We start from the raw sequence: 17,252 nt of genomic DNA, 5'->3' as shown, positions 1-17,252 counted from the left end.
GCTAGATTGCATCGGCCAGCTTGCGCGCCAGCGGCTTGATGGCTTCGGTATTGCATGGGCATGTCGTATAGATGATGCGGATGAGTTTGTCACCTTTGCGGACGAACATCATGGCCCCAGACGAGTCGAATGCCTCGTCGCCAATACCAGGAATTGCAGTCGATCCGTTTGGCCCGAGGACGCCCAGCACCTTCGAGTTCAGTTGCATCTGCTCACGAGCGCCTGTGGTGTCGATTGAGAATGCCAGGACCGGCACATTGCCATTGGCATCGGCGCCGGATTCCTTGTTTTCTTCCTGCAACGCTTTGAAAAGCGTGCCTGCCATCTGATGGACCTGGTCCTGCGTTTGGCTATCGGCTCCGCGGGTGCCTGCCAGCGCGGACATGTGCCTTGCGGTCATGTCGGCTTGGGTCCCTTTGGCGAGATACGAGCAGCCCTCGTCTGTGCTTTGCGTGGCAACGATGGGCACTCCGATGGCTGCACCGACATCTTCTTTGTTAAGCAGGGCGCAGTAGTCGGTGTGCGTTGCTGTCGATGCAGATGCAGATGCAGAGCTGTTGTCTCCGCTGGGAAGCGACAGGCCCTTTTCGGCGGCTTCGGTCTTGATCTTGTTGACCACGCGGTGCCCTACGTAGAAGAGGCCGCCAAGCACGACGACTGCGCCGACAAACAGCACAGCAAGAATAGCGAGGACAATCTTCACTCCGGAGCCTGACTTCTTGGCTACCGGCGCTGCTGGGTACCCCGAATAGGAAGGCTGCGCGCCGCCCGGAGGGTTCACCGGAGCGTACTGCGCTGGCTGTGGCGCGTTGACGGGTGTGTAAGCAGGCTGGGCTGGCGGAGCAGTCACCTGCGCGTAGTCCTGCGCGGGGGGCGGCTGCGGAGGCTGGGCCGAGGGCTGCGGCAGAGGCGCGGTGTTCTGCGGCGCTCCACACTGAAGACAGAACGAAGAGGCGTCGCCAAGCTGTGCGCCGCATGATCCACAAAACTTTGCCATGACAGGAATCTCCTTTGTGCTGGAAACCGGCGCCTCGATCATGCCTTGGGCGCAGGATTTTGAAGGGGCCCATTGCAACGCTGGCCGTGCAGCCGGGAGTTCTGGCGCGGCGGAAAACCCGAAAAAGAGACGCATCCATAAAGCCTCTCCGCGGCCAGTTAGTCAAGTGAAATCCGGGCAGGGTGCCCCCGCGATTTTGGCAGTTCACGGAACAGGCGATAATAGAGCCTATGGTCGAAAATACTGAACCTAAAGGCGACCGCCTACAGAAGATCCTTGCGCAGGCCGGCATTGCCAGCCGCCGTAAGGCCGAAGAACTCATTCTTGCCGGTCGAGTGCAGGTCAATGGCAACGTGGTGACGGAGCTGGGCACACGCCACGATGCTGCGCGCGACCACATTCGCGTCGACGGCAAGCTGCTGCATGGGCCGGAGCAGCAACGCTACTACATGCTCAACAAGCCTCGCGGCTATGTCACGACGCTCGATGACCCGGAGGGCCGCCCTACTGTGATGCAGCTGATGACAAAGCACAAGGGGCCGCATGGCGACCATGTGCGGCTGTACCCAGTGGGAAGACTGGATTACCTGAGCGAGGGCCTGTTGCTGATGACCAACGACGGCGCGTTGGCCAATGCGCTCTCGAAGGCCGCAACGGGTGTTGAGAAGACTTATCTGGTCAAGGTGAGCGGCGTGCCGACGGAGAGTGGGATCGACCAGATTCGCCGCGGCATCATGATTGATCGCGGGCGGCTGAACGAGGTGCGCGGCGGGCGTCGGGACCGCGTGATTACCGCTCCGGCCAAGGTGGAGCAGGTGCGTGGCGGCGACAACCCCTGGTATGAACTGACCCTGACCGAGGGACGCAATCGACAGATACGCAAGATGTTCGAGGAGATTGGCCATCACGTCGAAAAGATTCGCCGCATCGGCTATGGCGCGTTGCGTCTGGATGTCCCTCCAGGCGAGTTCCGCGAACTGACGCCGGGTGAGGTCACGGCGCTGGGCCGCGCGGCCGAGGGCAAGAAGGTCGTCCCGAAGAAGAGGACGCCGGAGTTTGCTCAACTGAAGGCTCCCGCGAAGCGAAAGCCTGTGAAGCAACACCGGGCTCCAGCGTCAAAATCGCGTTCGGGCAGGCGCCCCGCCAGCTAGCCTGGGGGAGGCGTTTCGGCTGATCATGTACCCTTCCAGGCACCCCCTGAGTGTCTAACACTTTCGTCTCTTGACTCTGTGTTCGGACAGCGCAAAAATACTTCCCGCTGTGCAACTTAAGTTGTTGAGTTTGTGTTGATTTTTTCACAGCGCGGGTGATGACAATCGCGGGCCGAATGCATCCAATAGGCGTAGAAGGAGCAATACGAGTGGCAATTGAAACAGCAGCATTTGGTGCAGGATGTTTCTGGGGAGTAGAAGCCCGATTCAGCGAACTCACAGGCGTCATCGATACAGCCGTAGGATACGAAGGCGGCACACTCGAACACCCAACCTATCAGGATGTATGTACTGACCGCACCGGCCACGCGGAAGTCGTTCAAGTCAAATTTGATCCATCGCGCATCTCTTACGAGTCGCTTTTGGATACGTTTTTCTCTCTCCATGACCCGACTCAGGTGAATCGTCAGGGACCCGACTTCGGCACCCAGTATCGCAGCGTCATCTTCACGCATAACGACCAACAGTTCCGCGAGGCACGAGCCCGGGTAGCTGAGCTGAATGCCTCCGGTACGTATCGCAACCCCATTGCGACTCAGGTCGTTCCGGCCTCTTCGTTCTGGAAAGCGGAGGAGTACCACCAGCGGTATCTGGAGAAACGCGGCATGGTGAGCTGCCATATCTGAACACATATCTGACCGGCGTTGAAAGCGGTCAACATTCCTTTTTCCCCATCAGCCTCTACGAAACCCGTGGAGGCTGATTGTCTTGTGCGGCGATCGTTGCGATGGCTTCGCCAGTGACGCGCATGGTGCGCCATTCGGTGAGCACCTTTGCACCAAGTTGTTCGTAGAAGCCAATCGCTGGAGTGTTCCAGGTGAGCACATCCCACTGGAGGCGCGAGCAGCCTTCCTGATGTGCGATGGCGGCGACGCGGGTGAGCAGAGCCTTTCCGATGCCTTTACCGCGATGCTCAGGCTGGACGAAGAGGTCTTCGATATGAATGCCGTGGTGTCCGCGCCACGTGGAATAGTTGTGGAAATAGAGCGCAAAGCCGACAGGGACGAGGTGACAACTCTGCCGCAGCTCGGCCATCAAGCAGTAGAAGCGTGGAGCAGAGCCTTCCGTAAATCCATCGCGAAGGAGGTCCGCTTCGGTGGCATAGACCGCATCCGGCTCGCGCTCATAGGTGGCGAGGGCGCGGATAAAGGCGAGGATCTGCGGGACGTCTTCGGGCGTGGCCGGGCGAATCGTGAGCATGACATCAGTTGCAGGTTGTGGGTTATCGGTTGCCATAGATTCCTTCATGCTTAGTGGCTATGTTCGTCCTCGCGTAAAAATGAGGAAGTGACTCCCGTTTTGGCCTGCTCCGCATCGAGAACAGCTTCCGAGCGCAGCCTGGTCAGCAGGTTCCACTGGTCTTTTTCGCGAGGTGGAGCAATCCAGGCTGGTAGCGGCATCCTGAGGTACCCCGCCAGCGCCAGCGCGTGGGGCTCGTATAGCGAGCGAATCGTGCGCAGCCTCCGCAACGTCGCCGGGTCGCCGCACAGGCGCAGATGTGCATCCGCCAGCGCACTACAGAGAAGGTCGAATTCGGAGGTGGGCAGTCGATCCTGCTGGGCCTGATTCTGCCAGGTCTTCTTCTGCTGGAGATGGAAGACCTGACACAAGTCAATCAGCGCATGGCGCGCCATGATGAAGGTCAACTGCGCCTGCCGCGACGGTCTCTCTTCGAGCACGGAGATCAGCAGCGCGCAAGTGTCGAGGATGGCCACCAGCGCCGAGAGCCAGCTCTGGTTGTCGTGCTGCGAGCGATAGTAGCACAGAATGGGATAGGAGATGTGTGACTCGAGTATCTCGGCTGACCACCGCTCCCACTCGGACAGTAGCGCCTCAAGCGCATGATCGCCACCTTCGAAGCTGTGTCGACGCAATAATTCAATGGCCGTGGGCGGTGAGCCGGCGCGTGCATCAAGCAGCGCGATGCTGACCTCTCTCCGTGAAAATGCCTGGTACAACACCGGCAGGTAGCCGATGACGAGCGCAACCAACCCTAGCCCCACGCCTGCTTCGCAGATGACGAGCGTGCGCGCCAGCGGACTGCGCGGCAATACATCGCCCAGACCGAGCGTTCCCAGCGTCGTTCCGCTTACGTAGAGGTCCGAGCCGAAGCGCGTCCAGGCGCCCGCGCCCGAGCCGACGATCGAGTCGGCAAAGGGTGAGCCCATCGAGAAGAAGAACAGCCCGAAGCCGAGAATCAGCAGCAACGCCCAGATGAGAAGCAGCATGAGCAGCGAGAGCGGCCCGTAGATGCTGAAGCTCTGCTCACGCGCCTTCGGGTTCTTCATACGCTCCGCGACATTGGCCCACGGTGCCCACGTAGCGGCAAGAAAGAAGCGCGTAACCTGGAAGCGTCCGGAGGGACGGCGCGGAAGGATAATTGTCTGGAAGGCGTCGAGCGCGACGGCCAGACAACACAGAACTCCGGCGATGAGAGCGGCGGTGTGCAGGGCGAATGTCCTTCAGCGAAGTCAAAACGGAGCTTCTGGGTCAACCATAGCAGAGCATCCGTTGTAGCGGATTGGGTACATTTGTCGCGCCGTAGAGAGGAATGTGCCGGCTGCGTGGAACTTATTTCCGCCCTCCCGTTTTATATAAATCGATTCGTACCGGGATCGAAAAAATACACGAAAAGTTCACTGAAAATGGCGTATGATTCCGCCTATCCTGATGACCATTGAGTGGGCTTCTGAGTCCATCCTATGGAAGCGGAGGAAAGGAGAGTGCCATGCGGCGCGTGCTGGTTGTGGATGACGATCGCCTTGTCGCGGACACACTCGCCCTCGTCTTTGCCAAGAGCGGCTTTGCGTCGAAGGCCGCATACTCGGCTCACGAGGCGCTCGAGTGCGCCCGCGAGTTCGTCCCTGACCTGCTGCTGTGCGACGTGACCATGCCGGAGCGCGATGGCCTTTCGCTGGTCAATGACATCACCGGCGAGTTTCCTGCCTGTCGCATTATTGTGCTCACGGCGTTCTACTCGAATCTCAAGAACGTCCGCGAGCAGGCCAGCAAATTGCCGCGTCCTGTAGGTATTCTCACCAAGCCGTGCCAGCCGTCGGAGCTTCTGCGCGAGGCCGCGGCGATGCTGTCCACCGCGTAGGTTTTTTGTGCCATGTTCGATCTGGGCCGTCTTCTTGTACTCTTCGGCATTGTCCTGGTCGTAGTCGGTCTTGTTGTTATCGGCCTGACAAAGCTGAATCTTCCACTCGGACATCTACCGGGAGATGTAACGTGGCGTGGGCATGGCTGGTCGGTTTCGTTCCCCATCGTCACCTGCATCGCACTGAGCGTGCTGATCAGCGTCGTGCTGTGGGTGATTGGCCGGTTCCGTCCATAGCGCAAATGATGTCGCCTGCACGGTAAACTGGAGCATCGTGCCTGCCCCTGAAGACAATCCGCCTACACTGGCCAGTCTGCGTGCGCGCCGTGGCAAGGCGCAGCCAGCCCGGCGAGCATCTCAGCGCGGCACTGATCCGTCTGATCAGGCAGACCTGTTTTTTGCGCCAGAAGACCCGGCGAGTTCGGCTAAGGTGCCGGCGCGCCGCAGGGCCGCTCAGGCGGAGAGCGCGACGCCTGCCGACATCCTGCCGGTTCCGGACGAGGGAGCACCCGAGCGACGCATCTGGAGCGTGCGCTCGCTGGTCGCCAGCATCCGGCAACAAGTTGAAGAGAGCTACAGCGACCTGTGGATCGAAGGTGAGATCTCCAACTGCCGCCCAGCGCCTTCGGGTCACATCTACTTCACGCTCAAGGACGGCGAAGCGCAACTGCCGGTGGTTCTGTTTCGCCGTCAGGCGATGCTGCTGCGGTTCAGGCCTGCCGATGGGCTTCAGGTGCTGGTACGTGGGCGTATCTCGGTGTACGAATCGCGTGGTCAGTTGCAGCTCATCGCCGAAACACTGGAGCCGCGCGGAGCGGGCACGTTGCAGCTTGCCTTCGAACAGCTCAAGGCGCGGCTGTTGGCCGAAGGCCTCTTCGATGCAGAGCGCAAGCGTCCGCTGCCTGCGTTTCCACGCTGTGTCGGTGTCATCACGTCGCCTACGGGCGCAGTCATCCGCGACATCGTCACAGTCGGTCGCCGCCGTCATGCGCGGCTGAACCTGCTGGTCTATCCCGCGACGATGCAGGGCGCAACGTGCAGCTCCACGGTCGCGGCGGGTATCCACTGGTTCAACGAGCGCCGTGTTGTGGATGTGATCATCATCGCCAGGGGCGGCGGATCAATGGAAGACCTCGCCGGATTCAATGATGAGGCGCTGGCACGCGCGATTGCCGCATCCGCTATCCCTGTCGTCTCGGCGATTGGCCATGAGACGGATTTCACGATTGCTGACTTCGTCGCTGACCTGCGCGCGCCTACGCCTTCGGCTGCTGCTGAACTGGTGACGGCGGCGCAGCATCGCGTCGAAGAGCGCATCGACTCGCTGACATCGCGCATTCATCGTGCAGGCCGCTTCCATCTGATGCACGCGCGCCAGCGTTATGCAAAGCTCTCGCCGGAGTCGGTGATGGAGCGTCTGCGCGACGCGGTCGATCGTCGCGGACAGCGCATCGACGAGCTTCAACTGCGGTTTGAAGCAGCGGCACGCCGGAGTGTTCAGGTGCAGACACAACGGCTGGGAGTGTTGACCGAGCGGCTGCGAAGTCAAAATATCTCTCATCTGATTGCCGCAGCCGAGCGCCAATTACAGAGCGCGAATGAACGGCTGCGCCGCGCTCCGATCCAGACCATCGCGGCGTTCCAGATTCGCTTGCAACGCGCGTCCGCTCAGCTTGAGGCGCTCTCGCCCGTAGCGGTGCTGTCGCGGGGCTATGCGCTCATTTACGCTGAAGATGGTGGGTTACTGCACTCGGCGGCGGATACCGCTACAGGACAAAACATTCACGTCAGACTCGGCACGGGCTCGCTCGATGCCACGGTAACAGCGACCAACTTTACGGAGACAGGAAAACGATGAAGAAGCTCTTTGGAACCGATGGTATTCGCGGTGTGGCTGGGCAGCCCCCCCTGGACGCCGCCACAATCTATGCGATTGGCGTTGCGCTGGCGCACCATCTCGGCACTGCGCCGCGTGTGCTGCTCGGCATGGACACACGCGAGTCGCGCAACTGGATCGCGGCGACGCTGACAGCGGGACTGACTGCCGGCGGAGCATCGGTCGAGAGCGCGGGAATCATCACCACGCCTGCCATCGCGTTTCTGACGCACTCCCGGGGCTTTTCAGCCGGCGTCGTCATCTCGGCTTCGCACAATCCCTGGCAGGACAACGGCATCAAGGTCTTCGGCTCGGACGGATACAAGCTGCCCGACGCAACCGAGTTGGCCATCGAGGAAGAGATCTTTCGTCAGATGAACGTATCTCCGGCGGCGCTGGAACACGCAGCTCCGCCTGCGGTGAACGAGGCTGACCGCGCCAGCTATATTCACTTTCTGCTGGCTGCCGTGCCTGGGCTCTCGCTCGACGGCAAGCGTATTGTGGTGGATTGCGCAAACGGAGCGGCTTCGAGCGTAGCTCCGCAATTATTCGCTGATCTTGGTGGCGAGGTCGCCATCACCCACGCCAGCCCCACCGGTCGCAATATCAACGAGCGATGCGGAGCGCTGCACCCGGAGGCCGTTGCCGCCGAGGTCGTCCGCTGCAACGCAAGCCTCGGCATCACCTTTGACGGCGACGCCGACCGCGTACTCTTCGCCGACCATCGTGGCCGCGTGGTCAACGGCGACGCCGTGCTCCTGCTGGCTGCGCGCGATTTGCAGGCGCGTGGTCTGCTGGCTAACGACACCGTTGTTGCTACCACGATGTCTAACATGGGCCTCGAAGCCGCGCTCAAGCGCAGCGGCATCCAGATGCACCGCGCCAACGTGGGTGACAAGTATGTACTCGAACAGATGATCGCGACCGGCGCGGCGCTCGGAGGCGAGCAGTCCGGTCACATCATCTTTTCGGGCCGCAGCACGACGGGCGATGGCCTATTGACGGCGCTGCTGGTGCTCGACATGGTGCATCGCAGCGGCAAGCCTCTCGCCGATCTGGTTGCGGACCTCAAGGTCTTTCCGCAGGTGATCGTCAACGTCAAGGTGCGCGAAAAGAAGCCGCTCGACACGATTCCCACGGTCGTTGCAGCCATCGCAGCGGCTGAGAAGGAACTGGCCGACTCAGGCCGCGTCGTGATCCGCTACAGCGGCACCGAGGCGCTGGCGCGAGTGATGATCGAGGCCGAATCAGAGCCGCTGATGCGCCATCACGCCGAGACCATCGCCAATGCCATCCGCGCGGAGCTTGGAGCATAAGTGCCTCTCGACCGTCTCCTTCATCAGGAAGGCGGGAGGCTGTTCGCCGTCGATACCTCTTCGGACCGGGGCACCGCCAGCGGTACGGCGCGGATGGATGCAATCAGCACCAGCACATTCGTGAACAGGATCAGCGCAAAGGTGAGTGAGGGAAGGAAGGCAAGCTCTGTGGGCATGGCCTGAACGACTGCGAGCGCGAGGACGGCCGTGATCAGACCGCGCGGAATCAGCAATGTAGCCAGTTCGCGCTCGCGCGAGGAGGTTCCGCGCCACGCCACGCGGCTCGCGGTAACGGCGATCATCCGTGCGACAAGGAACACCACGAGAATGCCGACGCTCGAAAGAAGCTCTTCCTTGAGGCCGCTGAAGCGGATCATCGCGCCGAGCAGCACAAAAAAGAAACTCCGTACCAGAAAGGCCAGCTCCGAGTGGAAGGAGTGAATCTGGTTGCTCCGGCCTGCGGGCAGCAGCTCAAAGCCCTGCTGCAGGGGGTTCTGCGGATCGAGCAGGCTGGTCAGCGTTGCGCCGAAGACCATGACCGCGACGAGATCGCTGCCGCCCAGCGCATGCGTTGCCGAGTAGACCATCAGCACTGCGGCGAAGGTGAGGGCCTGCCAGAACTGCTTGTCGGAGATATGCGGCAGTAGCCGCACCCACAGAAACGCAGCCACGATAGCGATGACGACCGCCAGCAGAAACCGGAAGAAGAACATGGCAAACATGCCGCGCACGATGGCGCCTGCGCTCTGCATGTGTGTACCGTCCGCCATGCTCAGAAGCACTCCCACCACGAGCGCGCCGAGGCCGTCGCCGAATGACGCCTCGATGACCAGCGTTGTCTTCAGATCGAAACGCAGATCGAGCTGATCCAGAATGGGCAGCACAATGGATCCACTCATGCAGGCCAGCGGAGCCGCCACCAGCATCGCCGGCAGCTTCTGCATGTGAAGCGCACGGAGGCAGAACCAGGTGACGCCCCCCATGGTGAGGGCGTAGCTCAGAATGCCGAGTACCATCCCGGAGAAGAACTGCCTCCACGAGCGGCGCAAGTCCAGTTCAAGGCCGGCGGCGAAGAGGATCAGAATAAGGGCAAGCGTGCCCACACCGCGTATGATCTCCGGAAACCGAGCGGCGTCGATCCAGTGCAGTACCGGGCCCAGAATGATACCGCTGCCCAGCAGGACAATCACGTCGGGCACACGGGTCCGGCGCGAAAAGCGGTTCGCCACGTAGGCGAGCACAAGCAGTCCGCCGAGCAGTCCGAAGAGATTGGTGAGGGTTAAAGTCACAGTCTGGTCACGAACCGTCGCTCCAATCGAGCTTGAGCGCAGGAGTGACTAACTATAAGACATGCTGAGCGCAAAATCATCATTACGACTATCTTCGACGGGAAGGGCGCAGATGGACGTCTTGCGGTTGCGGCCTGCAGCGTTTAATCTGGAACTGACCATGTATGAAGACTTCAATGTAACCGACCGCTGGACCGGAGAAAAACTCCGCTGCGTCTGGAAGGGAACGGTGGTGGCGATTGCGACTCGCCACGCCGATGCCACCGACATTCGCTTCGCCGTGAACGGCAAGCCGGTCTGGATCGCCATGCCCAACCAGGCCTGGGTAGAGCAGAAGCGCCGCACCGGCCATGTCATCACTGACTATCTGGCCGCGCAGACTGCCGGACGCTACCTGAAGCACGCCATCCTCTCCGGCTACGACAACGGCCGCGAGATGTACACCATGACGGTCGATGAAGTGCTTGAACACGCCAACGCCGTAGTGAAGGAGGCGGGCCGCACCGACAAGCTGCCCAGTCTGCCTGTCATCAACGAAAATATCCGGGCCGAGGATGAGATGGCCATCCACTTGCCCGGCGAGCCGGCTTGAAGGTGCCAATGCTGACGCGGCGCAGATTTCTCCTGCTCCTTCCGGCGGCAACTGCCTCTGCGCAGGATCTCGCCTCTCTCTTTCACAAAAAGAAGCCCGCGCCTCCTCCGCCAGTCAGGGTCTACTTCGGCACCGACACGATGAAGGGCGCAAAGGGTATCTACCAGTCGCGCTTCGACACGCTGACCGGCCATCTGACTCCGCCGCTGCTCGCCGCTGCCACAGCCCGGCCATCGTTTCTTGCGCTGACGCCCGCTCGCGGCGGCCCGCGCTACCTTTACGCCGTCAATGCCATCAACGATCCTGCTGCCACGGTCTCGTCCTTTGCGATGGAAAAAAACGGCGGGCTGCGTTACATCGGCAAAGTGCTCTCCGGCGGCGCTGGCCCGGCGTATGTCTCGGTCGATTCAACCGGCAATTCAGCGTTCGTCGCCAACTACTTCGGCTCGACCGTCGCGTCGTTCCGCATTGAACCCGACGGTGATCTCAGTTCTCCGGTCGAACGCATTGATTTCAATGACCACGCGAAGTTCGGCGCGCTTGGTCCAAACGCCGCCCGGCAGGACCGTTCGCATCCTCACTGCACAACCATTTCGCCGGACAACCGGTTTCTGCTGGTCTGCGACCTCGGCACCGATCACATCTCTGTCTTTAGCATCGATCCAGAGACCGCCCGGTTGACCACCAGCCAGCCATATCTGTTCACAAACGGAAGGCCCGGCTCAGGCAACCGCCACGTCGTCTTCCATCCCAATGGCCGATGGCTCTATGGTATCAACGAGATTGACTCGACCATCGACCACTATCTCTGGACCGAAACCCATGCGCTCAAGCCTGCCGAGGGTCTGCTGGTGACGACGAACCATCACGTCAGCACCATCGCCAAGGATTTTCCGGCGGAGAAGAACACTGCTGCCGAGATCGCGGTCTCGCCCGACGGCGACTTCCTTTACGCCAGCAATCGTGGCGAAGATACGCTGGTGGTTTTTGCGATTGATGCCAACCATGGGCGCCTGACGCTGGTGCAGCGCATCTCCTCAGGCGGCAAAACACCGCGCCACTTCACGCTCGATCCAACGGCGCAGTGGATTCTGTGCGGCAACCAGGACTCGGCGAACGTGACGGTCTTCCGCCGCGAGCAGGGGACGGGCCGCCTTACGGGACCCGTCCAGACCGTCTCCATCGATTCGCCGATGTACACGCTGTTCGCCTAAGGCGGGTCAGGCGTACATGCCGCGCTGCTTTGTGGTGTAGGCCACGCGGTCGATGGCCAGCATGTAGGCTGCAATGCGGTTGTTCACGCCGTGGGTCTTCGCATAGGCCGTCACGTCCTTGAAGCTCTGCGACATAATGTGATCCAGCCGCTGGTTTACTTCGGGCTCCGTCCAGAAGTAGCCCATGCGGTCTTGCACCCACTCAAAGTAGCTGGTCGTCACGCCGCCTGCGTTGGCAAGGATATCCGGAATGATGAAGACGTGCTTGTCGCCGAGCACTTCATCCGCCAGCGGCGTTGTGGGGCCGTTGGCTCCTTCGCATAGAATACGGCAGCGTATCCGGTCAGCATTGTGACTGGTGATGACGTTCTCCGTGGCTGCGGGAATCAGAATGTCGCACTGGCGGGTGATGAGCTCGTCTTTGTCGGCGGCCTCGGCTCCGGCAAAGCCTGTGATCGTGCCTGCCTGCTTACGGTGCTCGATCAATGCAGGAATGTCGATGCCTTTCGCATTGAAGAGTCCGCCATCGTACTCCGCTATGCCGATGATCGCGTAGCCCTTCTCGGCGAGATGCTTCGCTGTGTTCGACCCCACGTTGCCGAAGCCCTGAACGATGACCCTGCACCCTTTCGCCGTCATGCCCAGTTGCTTAAGCGCTTCGTCACAGACGACCGAGACGCCGCGCCCTGTGGCTTCCTTGCGTCCGCGCGAGCCGCCCAGGTTGACCGGTTTGCCCGTGACGACGGCGTTGACGGTCTGGCGCATGTGCATCGAGTAGGTATCCATAATCCATGCCATGGTCTGCTCGTCGGTGCCCATGTCCGGCGCTGGGACGTCTTTTTCCGGGCCGAGAAACTCGATCAGCTCAGCGGTGTAGCGGCGTGTCAGCCGCTCCAGCTCGCCCTGCGACATCTTTTTGGGGTCGCAGATAACGCCGCCCTTGGCGCCGCCGAAGGGGATGTTGACGACCGCGCACTTCCACGTCATCCAACTGGCCAGCGCGCGCACCTCGTCGAGTGTGACATTGGGCGAGTAGCGAATGCCGCCTTTGCCCGGGCCGCGCGCAGAAGAGTGCTGCACGCGATAGCCGGTGAAGACCTCAATCGAGCCATCGTCCATGCCGACGGGGATGTGGATGATGATCTCGCGGTTGGGCTGGCTGAGAACGCGCCAGATGCCCTCGTCGAGGTTGAGTTTTTTCGCGGCGAAGTCGAATCGAGCGGCCTGGGCCTCCCAGGGGTTGGTCTCCTGCTCGAGTGTGAGGGTCTGCATGGTGGGTTCCTTCTTGTCCGTCGCTGGTATCAGCGGTTCTCCGGCCGTTGTTTCCCCATTGCGGGAAGCAGAATTGAGCCTGCGCCAGACCGGTCTGTGGCCAGGCCCGATGGAGTATAGGCTTTGGCGGGGAAGGTGGGCAATTACCCGCATGTGCGCAGTTAACAGGCGCAAACACAGGGAGAATGCTTTTATGCGCGGGTTATGATGGTTATACCTATGCCAAAATCTGCGTCGAAGCCTGCCACCAACGCTCTGCCCTCTGCCCAGGAGTTTTTGAAGCTCGGACGGAAGCATTCGCTGGTGCCGGTATACCGCACGGTGACGGCTGACTTGGAAACGCCAGTGTCGGCATTCCTGCGCATCGCAGCCGAGGAGCCGGAGGCGTTCCTGCTGGAGTCGGTCGAAGGCGGCGAGCACGTTGGGCGCTACACGTTCATCGGCATCGAGCCGTATAAGAAGATGGTCGCGCGCGGACAGTCCATCAAGATCAGCGAAGGGAAGCGCCAGCGAAACCTGACCGGCGACATCTTCGATGAGCTGAAGCGCGAGCTGAGTGGGCACACACCGGCGCGGCTGCCCGAACTTCCGCCCTTCACCGCTGGAGCGGTGGGCTTTTTTGCTTATGATGCTGTGCGGTTGATCGAGAAGCTGCCGTCCCTTGCGAAGGATGAGCTGGGCGTGCCTGATGCATGTTTGATGTTCTTCGACCAGGTGCTCGCCTTCGACCACGTGAAGAAGGAGATTCACCTGATTGTCACAGCCGACCTGAAGCGCGAGCCGCTCACTGGAGCTTACGAGCGCGCGGTCAGGCGCTTGAACAAACTGGAGAAGCGGCTCGCCTCAGCGCTACCCAGGCCGAAGAAGAAGAAGGCAGACGGCAAGCTGAAGCTGGTGCATCGCACGTCGAAGGCGCAGTTTCTGCGCGGCGTGGAGAAGACAAAGGAGTACGTTGCGGCAGGAGACGTCTTCCAGTGCGTGCTCTCGCAACGCTTCGACTGCGAGCCGGGCGTCGAGGCGTTCGATGTGTACCGTGCGCTGCGCATCGTGAATCCATCGCCGTATATGTTCTTCCTCAGATTCGCGCAGGAGGATGGTGGCAGCGCCAAACGCAAGCCGAAGCTGGCGCACATCGTCGGCTCATCGCCCGAGCTGCTGGTGCGCGTGCATGGACGCGACATTGAGTACAGGCCTATCGCCGGAACGCGGCCGCGCAGCGCCGATGAGGTGCGCGACCGCGAGATCGAGGCCGAGATGCGCGCCGACGAAAAGGAATGTGCCGAGCACATCATGCTTGTGGACCTGGGGCGCAACGATGTGGGCCGTGTCAGCGAGTTCGGCAGCGTGCGCGTCAAGGACCTGATGTTCGTCGAGCGATACAGCCACGTCATGCACCTGGTCACGTCGCTCGAAGGCCGCCTCAAGCCGGAACTCGGCGCAATCGACGCGCTGCGTGCCTGCTTTCCCGCAGGCACGTTGAGCGGCGCTCCGAAGGTCCGGGCCATGGAGATCATTGAAGAACTGGAACCGGCACGGCGCGGCGTCTACGGCGGCAGCGTCCTCTATGCGGACTTCAACGGCAATCTGGATTCCTGCATCGCCATCCGCACGCTCTACATGGACGGCGAAAAAGGACACATCCAGTCTGGAGCAGGGTTAGTTGCTGATTCGGTACCCGAGAAGGAGTACGAGGAGAGCCTCAACAAGGCGCAGGCCGTTGTCCGCGCCATCGAACGCGCCCGCCAGAGCTGATGCCAAAGGTTACGACGGCAGCGATTCCTTTGCCTTCACGGTCTGCCGCTGGTACTGATGATCCTGATGCAGCGCCCACCAGATGCCGCCCACGATCTGCGCTGCGCCGATGCACCGCGTCAGCGTGGGATGTTCTTCGAGGCTGCCCATCAGCGCCTTCCAGGGCGCGGGGCCATGCTTCCAGGCGAGAGCGTCGTCCTCCGGCCTGACGACCGCCATCACGCCATCGCCGATCAGGGCCATGGCTGCAAAGTGTTTCCAGCGTCTTGATTCGTGAGACATGCGCACCACCTTCTCGGTTAGAGACCGGCTCGGCCCAGCCTGTTGCCTTACCAGCACGCCGGTCAGCGTAAAATCAAAATATCGCCATGGTCTTCGTTCTCGACAACTACGACTCCTTCACCTACAACCTTGTCCAATACATGGGCGAGTTGGGCGCCGAAATGGTCATCCGCCGCAACGACGAGCTGACGCCCGCCGAGGTTGAAGCTCTGCATCCCGACCGCATTCTCATCTCGCCCGGCCCATGTACGCCGCAGGATGCGGGAATCTCCATCGACCTGATCCGGCATTTCGCACAGATTAATCGCGCAGGAAGGCGAGTGCCGCTGCTCGGCGTGTGCCTGGGGCATCAGGCCATCGGCGCGGCGTTTGGCGGCAACGTGGTGCGCGCGCCTAAGCTGATGCACGGCAAGACCAGCGAGATCGAGCACGACGGCAAGACCATCTTTAGCGGTATTCCGCACACGATGACCTGCACGCGCTATCACTCGCTGATCGTCGCCGACAAAGACCTGCCAAAGGAGCTTGAGGTCTCGGCCCGCACGCTTGACGGTGAGACCATCATGGCGCTGCGCCACCGCGAGCTGCCGATTGAAGGGGTGCAGTTTCACCCGGAGAGCGTGCTGACGGCGCATGGCAAAGAGATTGTTCACAACTTCCTGAAGATGTAGGCGGACCTGACGATGGTGCTTCGGCTGGCGGCGATGTTTGCGATAGTGGTGACGTTCGCATCAGCGCAACAGGCTCCAGTCCCGCAGCCTATCGGTACAGTTTCGGTCGAGGACGCAACCGTTGCCGGTGCGCTGGTCGTCGCCAATGGCCGCACTTCACTCGAAGGAGGCGCGACGGTCACAGCGAAAGACCACACGGCAACGGTGAAGCTGACGCGCGGCGGCGAGGTGCGCGTCTGCTCCACCAGCAGTCTGCACCTGACCGAGGGCAAAAGCACGTCAGGCCCCAGGCCGCTGCTGCTCGCGCTCGACCACGGCGCGGTCGAGCTCCAGATGCCCGTCACCACAAGCGACGTCGTGATGACTCCGGACCTGCGCATCGCCATGAAGGCCAGCGGCCCGCTCGACCTGCGGATGCGGGTCACAAGCAGCGGCGACACGTGCATGGAGAATCGCGGCGCGGACGCCCCTGCGCTCCGCATCACCGATTCCTTCGGCGGAGCGATGTACATTCTCATCGGCGGCCAGCATGTGCTCTTCGAGCACGCCAGCTTGAAGGAGGTCGTCGATAACGAAACCTCTCCCTGCGGGTGCCCGCCGCCGCCCGTCGTTTCGGTCGCGGATGCGGGTCTCTCCTCGCTCACGCCCGCCGCTCCAGGCAGCAAAGTCGATAGCAAGACCGCCGCCGCGCAGCACCCGTTTCCTGCTGCAATCAGCGACGGTCTTGCAAAGCCCGCCGTCCCGCAGGCCACACCCGGCGTGACGCACGTGCAGGTTGCGACCACGCTCCACTACGACGGCGCTGCCGACACTCACCCAAAGCCCTCGTCTGCGACACCCGCCGAGTCTTCCACGCAAGGCAAGCAGGCAGCTTCGTCTCCCGATGAGACGGCCACCGCGCAGGCCCCGCCCCCGCCTGCATCCAAAGGCAAGGGCTTCGGCCACTCCATTGGCCACTTTTTCAAGCGCCTGTTCAGAAGGTCGAAACCCGGCAGTACGTTACAATAAAAGAGGTAGCGGGTGACTCGGCGGCGCATTGGCCCTCCACCTTCCCCGCGCCCATTCTCAAAAGTTCAGGCTGCGTTCCGCACGGACCGTCAGCACAGATCGCTAGATCAGGGGTTTTCTTATGTCAATTCCAGCAACGCAGATGCGTCCGGGCATGGTTATCAAGTTCAAGGACGACCTGCACCTCGTCTTCTCGGTCGAGCACCGCACGCCCGGCAACCTCCGCGCCTTCATCCAGGCCAAGCTGCGCAACATCCGCACCGGCGCCATGTTCGTCGAGCGGTTCCGCTCGCCCGACCCCATCGACCGTGTCGTCGTCGATGAGGTCAAGATGGAGTACCTCTACAGCGACGGCGACGACTACTACTTCATGGATATGGAGTCCTTCGAGCAGACGCACCTGAAGCGCGAGACGCTGGGCGACGCCGTGGACTACCTGCTGCCCAACCTCACCATCGCGGTCAGTTTCCACGACGGCAAGGCTGTCGGCATCGAGCTTCCGGGCGTCGTCGAGATGACCGTCGTCGAGACCGAGCCGGGCATCAAGTCGGCCACCGCATCGTCCGTCACCAAACCGGCGAAGCTCGAAACCGGCCTCGTCGTCCAGGTGCCGCCGTTCATCAACGAAGGCGAGAAGATCCGCGTGGACACAGCCGAAGGCGCGTACATGAG

General features: G+C 61.5%; 18 protein-coding genes. 12 read left to right on the top strand and 6 right to left on the bottom strand.

Annotation, left to right across the window (positions count from 1 at the left end):
- Position 1: 1 nt before the first annotated feature.
- Positions 2-997 carry a zinc ribbon domain-containing protein gene (locus tag VFU66_RS12550; RefSeq protein ID WP_326446603.1) on the bottom strand — a complete coding sequence of 332 codons (996 nt, stop codon included), beginning with the start codon at positions 995-997 and terminating at the stop codon, positions 2-4.
- Between the two features lie 230 nt (positions 998-1,227).
- On the opposite strand from VFU66_RS12550, the gene VFU66_RS12545 reads away from it, so the two are divergent.
- Positions 1,228-2,148, top strand: a complete 921-nt coding sequence (locus VFU66_RS12545) for a pseudouridine synthase (RefSeq protein WP_326446602.1) — start codon at positions 1,228-1,230, stop codon at positions 2,146-2,148.
- Positions 2,149-2,357: 209 nt separating this feature from the next.
- A complete protein-coding gene (msrA, locus tag VFU66_RS12540) occupies positions 2,358-2,834 on the top strand; it encodes a peptide-methionine (S)-S-oxide reductase MsrA (RefSeq protein ID WP_326446601.1) in 477 nt (158 codons plus the stop codon).
- Positions 2,835-2,889: 55 nt separating this feature from the next.
- On the opposite strand, the gene VFU66_RS12535 is transcribed toward msrA, so the two are convergent.
- Positions 2,890-3,444 (bottom strand): GNAT family N-acetyltransferase, encoded by a 555-nt coding sequence (locus VFU66_RS12535; RefSeq protein WP_326446600.1) that lies wholly within the window; start codon positions 3,442-3,444, stop codon positions 2,890-2,892.
- Between the two features lie 14 nt (positions 3,445-3,458).
- Complete coding sequence (locus VFU66_RS12530) at positions 3,459-4,496, bottom strand: ion channel (protein ID WP_326446599.1); 1,038 nt, start codon at positions 4,494-4,496, stop codon at positions 3,459-3,461.
- Positions 4,497-4,936: 440 nt separating this feature from the next.
- Between VFU66_RS12530 and VFU66_RS12525 the strand changes: the two genes are divergently transcribed.
- Genes VFU66_RS12525 through glmM form a run of 4 tightly spaced genes read left to right on the top strand, consistent with a single transcriptional unit; the run spans position 4,937 to position 8,500 of the window.
- On the top strand, positions 4,937-5,308 hold the full coding sequence (locus tag VFU66_RS12525) for a response regulator (protein WP_326446598.1): 372 nt from the start codon (positions 4,937-4,939) through the stop codon (positions 5,306-5,308).
- 12 nt (positions 5,309-5,320) lie between these two features.
- Positions 5,321-5,545, top strand: coding sequence for a DUF2905 domain-containing protein (locus VFU66_RS12520; RefSeq protein ID WP_326446597.1), 225 nt, complete (start codon positions 5,321-5,323; stop codon positions 5,543-5,545).
- 37 nt (positions 5,546-5,582) lie between these two features.
- Entirely contained in the window at positions 5,583-7,166 is a 1,584-nt protein-coding gene (xseA, locus tag VFU66_RS12515) for an exodeoxyribonuclease VII large subunit (RefSeq protein ID WP_326446596.1), read from the top strand.
- On the top strand, positions 7,163-8,500 hold the full coding sequence (glmM, locus tag VFU66_RS12510) for a phosphoglucosamine mutase (RefSeq protein ID WP_326446595.1): 1,338 nt from the start codon (positions 7,163-7,165) through the stop codon (positions 8,498-8,500). Before xseA ends, glmM begins: the two co-directional genes overlap by 4 nt.
- A 23-nt stretch (positions 8,501-8,523) precedes the next feature.
- On the opposite strand, the gene VFU66_RS12505 is transcribed toward glmM, so the two are convergent.
- Complete coding sequence (locus tag VFU66_RS12505; RefSeq protein WP_326446594.1) at positions 8,524-9,789, bottom strand: cation:proton antiporter domain-containing protein; 1,266 nt, start codon at positions 9,787-9,789, stop codon at positions 8,524-8,526.
- A 112-nt stretch (positions 9,790-9,901) separates the two neighbouring features.
- On the opposite strand from VFU66_RS12505, the gene VFU66_RS12500 reads away from it, so the two are divergent.
- The gene (locus VFU66_RS12500; RefSeq protein WP_326446593.1) at positions 9,902-10,381 is read left to right on the top strand and encodes a hypothetical protein; all 480 of its coding nucleotides are present in this window, start codon (positions 9,902-9,904) and stop codon (positions 10,379-10,381) included.
- Positions 10,382-10,389: 8 nt separating this feature from the next.
- Positions 10,390-11,595, top strand: coding sequence for a lactonase family protein (locus tag VFU66_RS12495; protein WP_326446592.1), 1,206 nt, complete (start codon positions 10,390-10,392; stop codon positions 11,593-11,595).
- Between the two features lie 6 nt (positions 11,596-11,601).
- On the opposite strand, the gene VFU66_RS12490 is transcribed toward VFU66_RS12495, so the two are convergent.
- Complete coding sequence (locus VFU66_RS12490; RefSeq protein ID WP_326446591.1) at positions 11,602-12,867, bottom strand: Glu/Leu/Phe/Val family dehydrogenase; 1,266 nt, start codon at positions 12,865-12,867, stop codon at positions 11,602-11,604.
- Between the two features lie 219 nt (positions 12,868-13,086).
- Here VFU66_RS12490 and trpE point away from each other — a divergent pair, with 219 nt between their 5' ends.
- Positions 13,087-14,619 (top strand): anthranilate synthase component I, encoded by a 1,533-nt coding sequence (trpE, locus tag VFU66_RS12485; protein WP_326446590.1) that lies wholly within the window; start codon positions 13,087-13,089, stop codon positions 14,617-14,619.
- Between the two features lie 9 nt (positions 14,620-14,628).
- Here the strand turns inward: trpE and VFU66_RS12480 are convergent, their stop codons facing one another.
- Positions 14,629-14,901, bottom strand: a complete 273-nt coding sequence (locus tag VFU66_RS12480) for a hypothetical protein (RefSeq protein WP_326446589.1) — start codon at positions 14,899-14,901, stop codon at positions 14,629-14,631.
- Positions 14,902-14,987: 86 nt separating this feature from the next.
- Here VFU66_RS12480 and VFU66_RS12475 point away from each other — a divergent pair, with 86 nt between their 5' ends.
- The 3 genes from VFU66_RS12475 to efp form a co-directional block, all read left to right on the top strand.
- Complete coding sequence (locus VFU66_RS12475; protein WP_326446588.1) at positions 14,988-15,572, top strand: anthranilate synthase component II; 585 nt, start codon at positions 14,988-14,990, stop codon at positions 15,570-15,572.
- A 12-nt stretch (positions 15,573-15,584) separates the two neighbouring features.
- Positions 15,585-16,580, top strand: coding sequence for a nuclease (locus VFU66_RS12470; RefSeq protein WP_326446587.1), 996 nt, complete (start codon positions 15,585-15,587; stop codon positions 16,578-16,580).
- Between the two features lie 121 nt (positions 16,581-16,701).
- Positions 16,702-17,252 (top strand): elongation factor P (gene efp / locus VFU66_RS12465; RefSeq protein WP_326446586.1); only part of this gene is annotated, 551 nt, incomplete at its 3' end.

Origin of the sequence: Edaphobacter sp. (assembly GCF_035763405.1) — a bacterium.
Classification (GTDB): domain Bacteria; phylum Acidobacteriota; class Terriglobia; order Terriglobales; family Acidobacteriaceae; genus Edaphobacter.
This window is presented reverse-complemented; position numbering and strand designations above follow the sequence as displayed.

Coding starts and splice junctions, on each gene's coding strand:
- VFU66_RS12545 (WP_326446602.1), top strand. CDS start 1,228: ATGGTCGAAAATACTGAACCTAAAGGCGACCGCCTACAGAAGATCCTT.
- VFU66_RS12475 (WP_326446588.1), top strand. CDS start 14,988: ATGGTCTTCGTTCTCGACAACTACGACTCCTTCACCTACAACCTTGTC.
- VFU66_RS12535 (WP_326446600.1), bottom strand. CDS start 3,444: ATGGCAACCGATAACCCACAACCTGCAACTGATGTCATGCTCACGATT.
- VFU66_RS12525 (WP_326446598.1), top strand. CDS start 4,937: ATGCGGCGCGTGCTGGTTGTGGATGACGATCGCCTTGTCGCGGACACA.
- glmM (WP_326446595.1), top strand. CDS start 7,163: ATGAAGAAGCTCTTTGGAACCGATGGTATTCGCGGTGTGGCTGGGCAG.
- VFU66_RS12480 (WP_326446589.1), bottom strand. CDS start 14,901: ATGTCTCACGAATCAAGACGCTGGAAACACTTTGCAGCCATGGCCCTG.
- VFU66_RS12550 (WP_326446603.1), bottom strand. CDS start 997: ATGGCAAAGTTTTGTGGATCATGCGGCGCACAGCTTGGCGACGCCTCT.
- VFU66_RS12495 (WP_326446592.1), top strand. CDS start 10,390: ATGCTGACGCGGCGCAGATTTCTCCTGCTCCTTCCGGCGGCAACTGCC.
- trpE (WP_326446590.1), top strand. CDS start 13,087: ATGCCAAAATCTGCGTCGAAGCCTGCCACCAACGCTCTGCCCTCTGCC.
- VFU66_RS12530 (WP_326446599.1), bottom strand. CDS start 4,496: ATGAAGAACCCGAAGGCGCGTGAGCAGAGCTTCAGCATCTACGGGCCG.
- VFU66_RS12490 (WP_326446591.1), bottom strand. CDS start 12,867: ATGCAGACCCTCACACTCGAGCAGGAGACCAACCCCTGGGAGGCCCAG.
- VFU66_RS12500 (WP_326446593.1), top strand. CDS start 9,902: ATGGACGTCTTGCGGTTGCGGCCTGCAGCGTTTAATCTGGAACTGACC.
- VFU66_RS12470 (WP_326446587.1), top strand. CDS start 15,585: ATGGTGCTTCGGCTGGCGGCGATGTTTGCGATAGTGGTGACGTTCGCA.
- VFU66_RS12520 (WP_326446597.1), top strand. CDS start 5,321: ATGTTCGATCTGGGCCGTCTTCTTGTACTCTTCGGCATTGTCCTGGTC.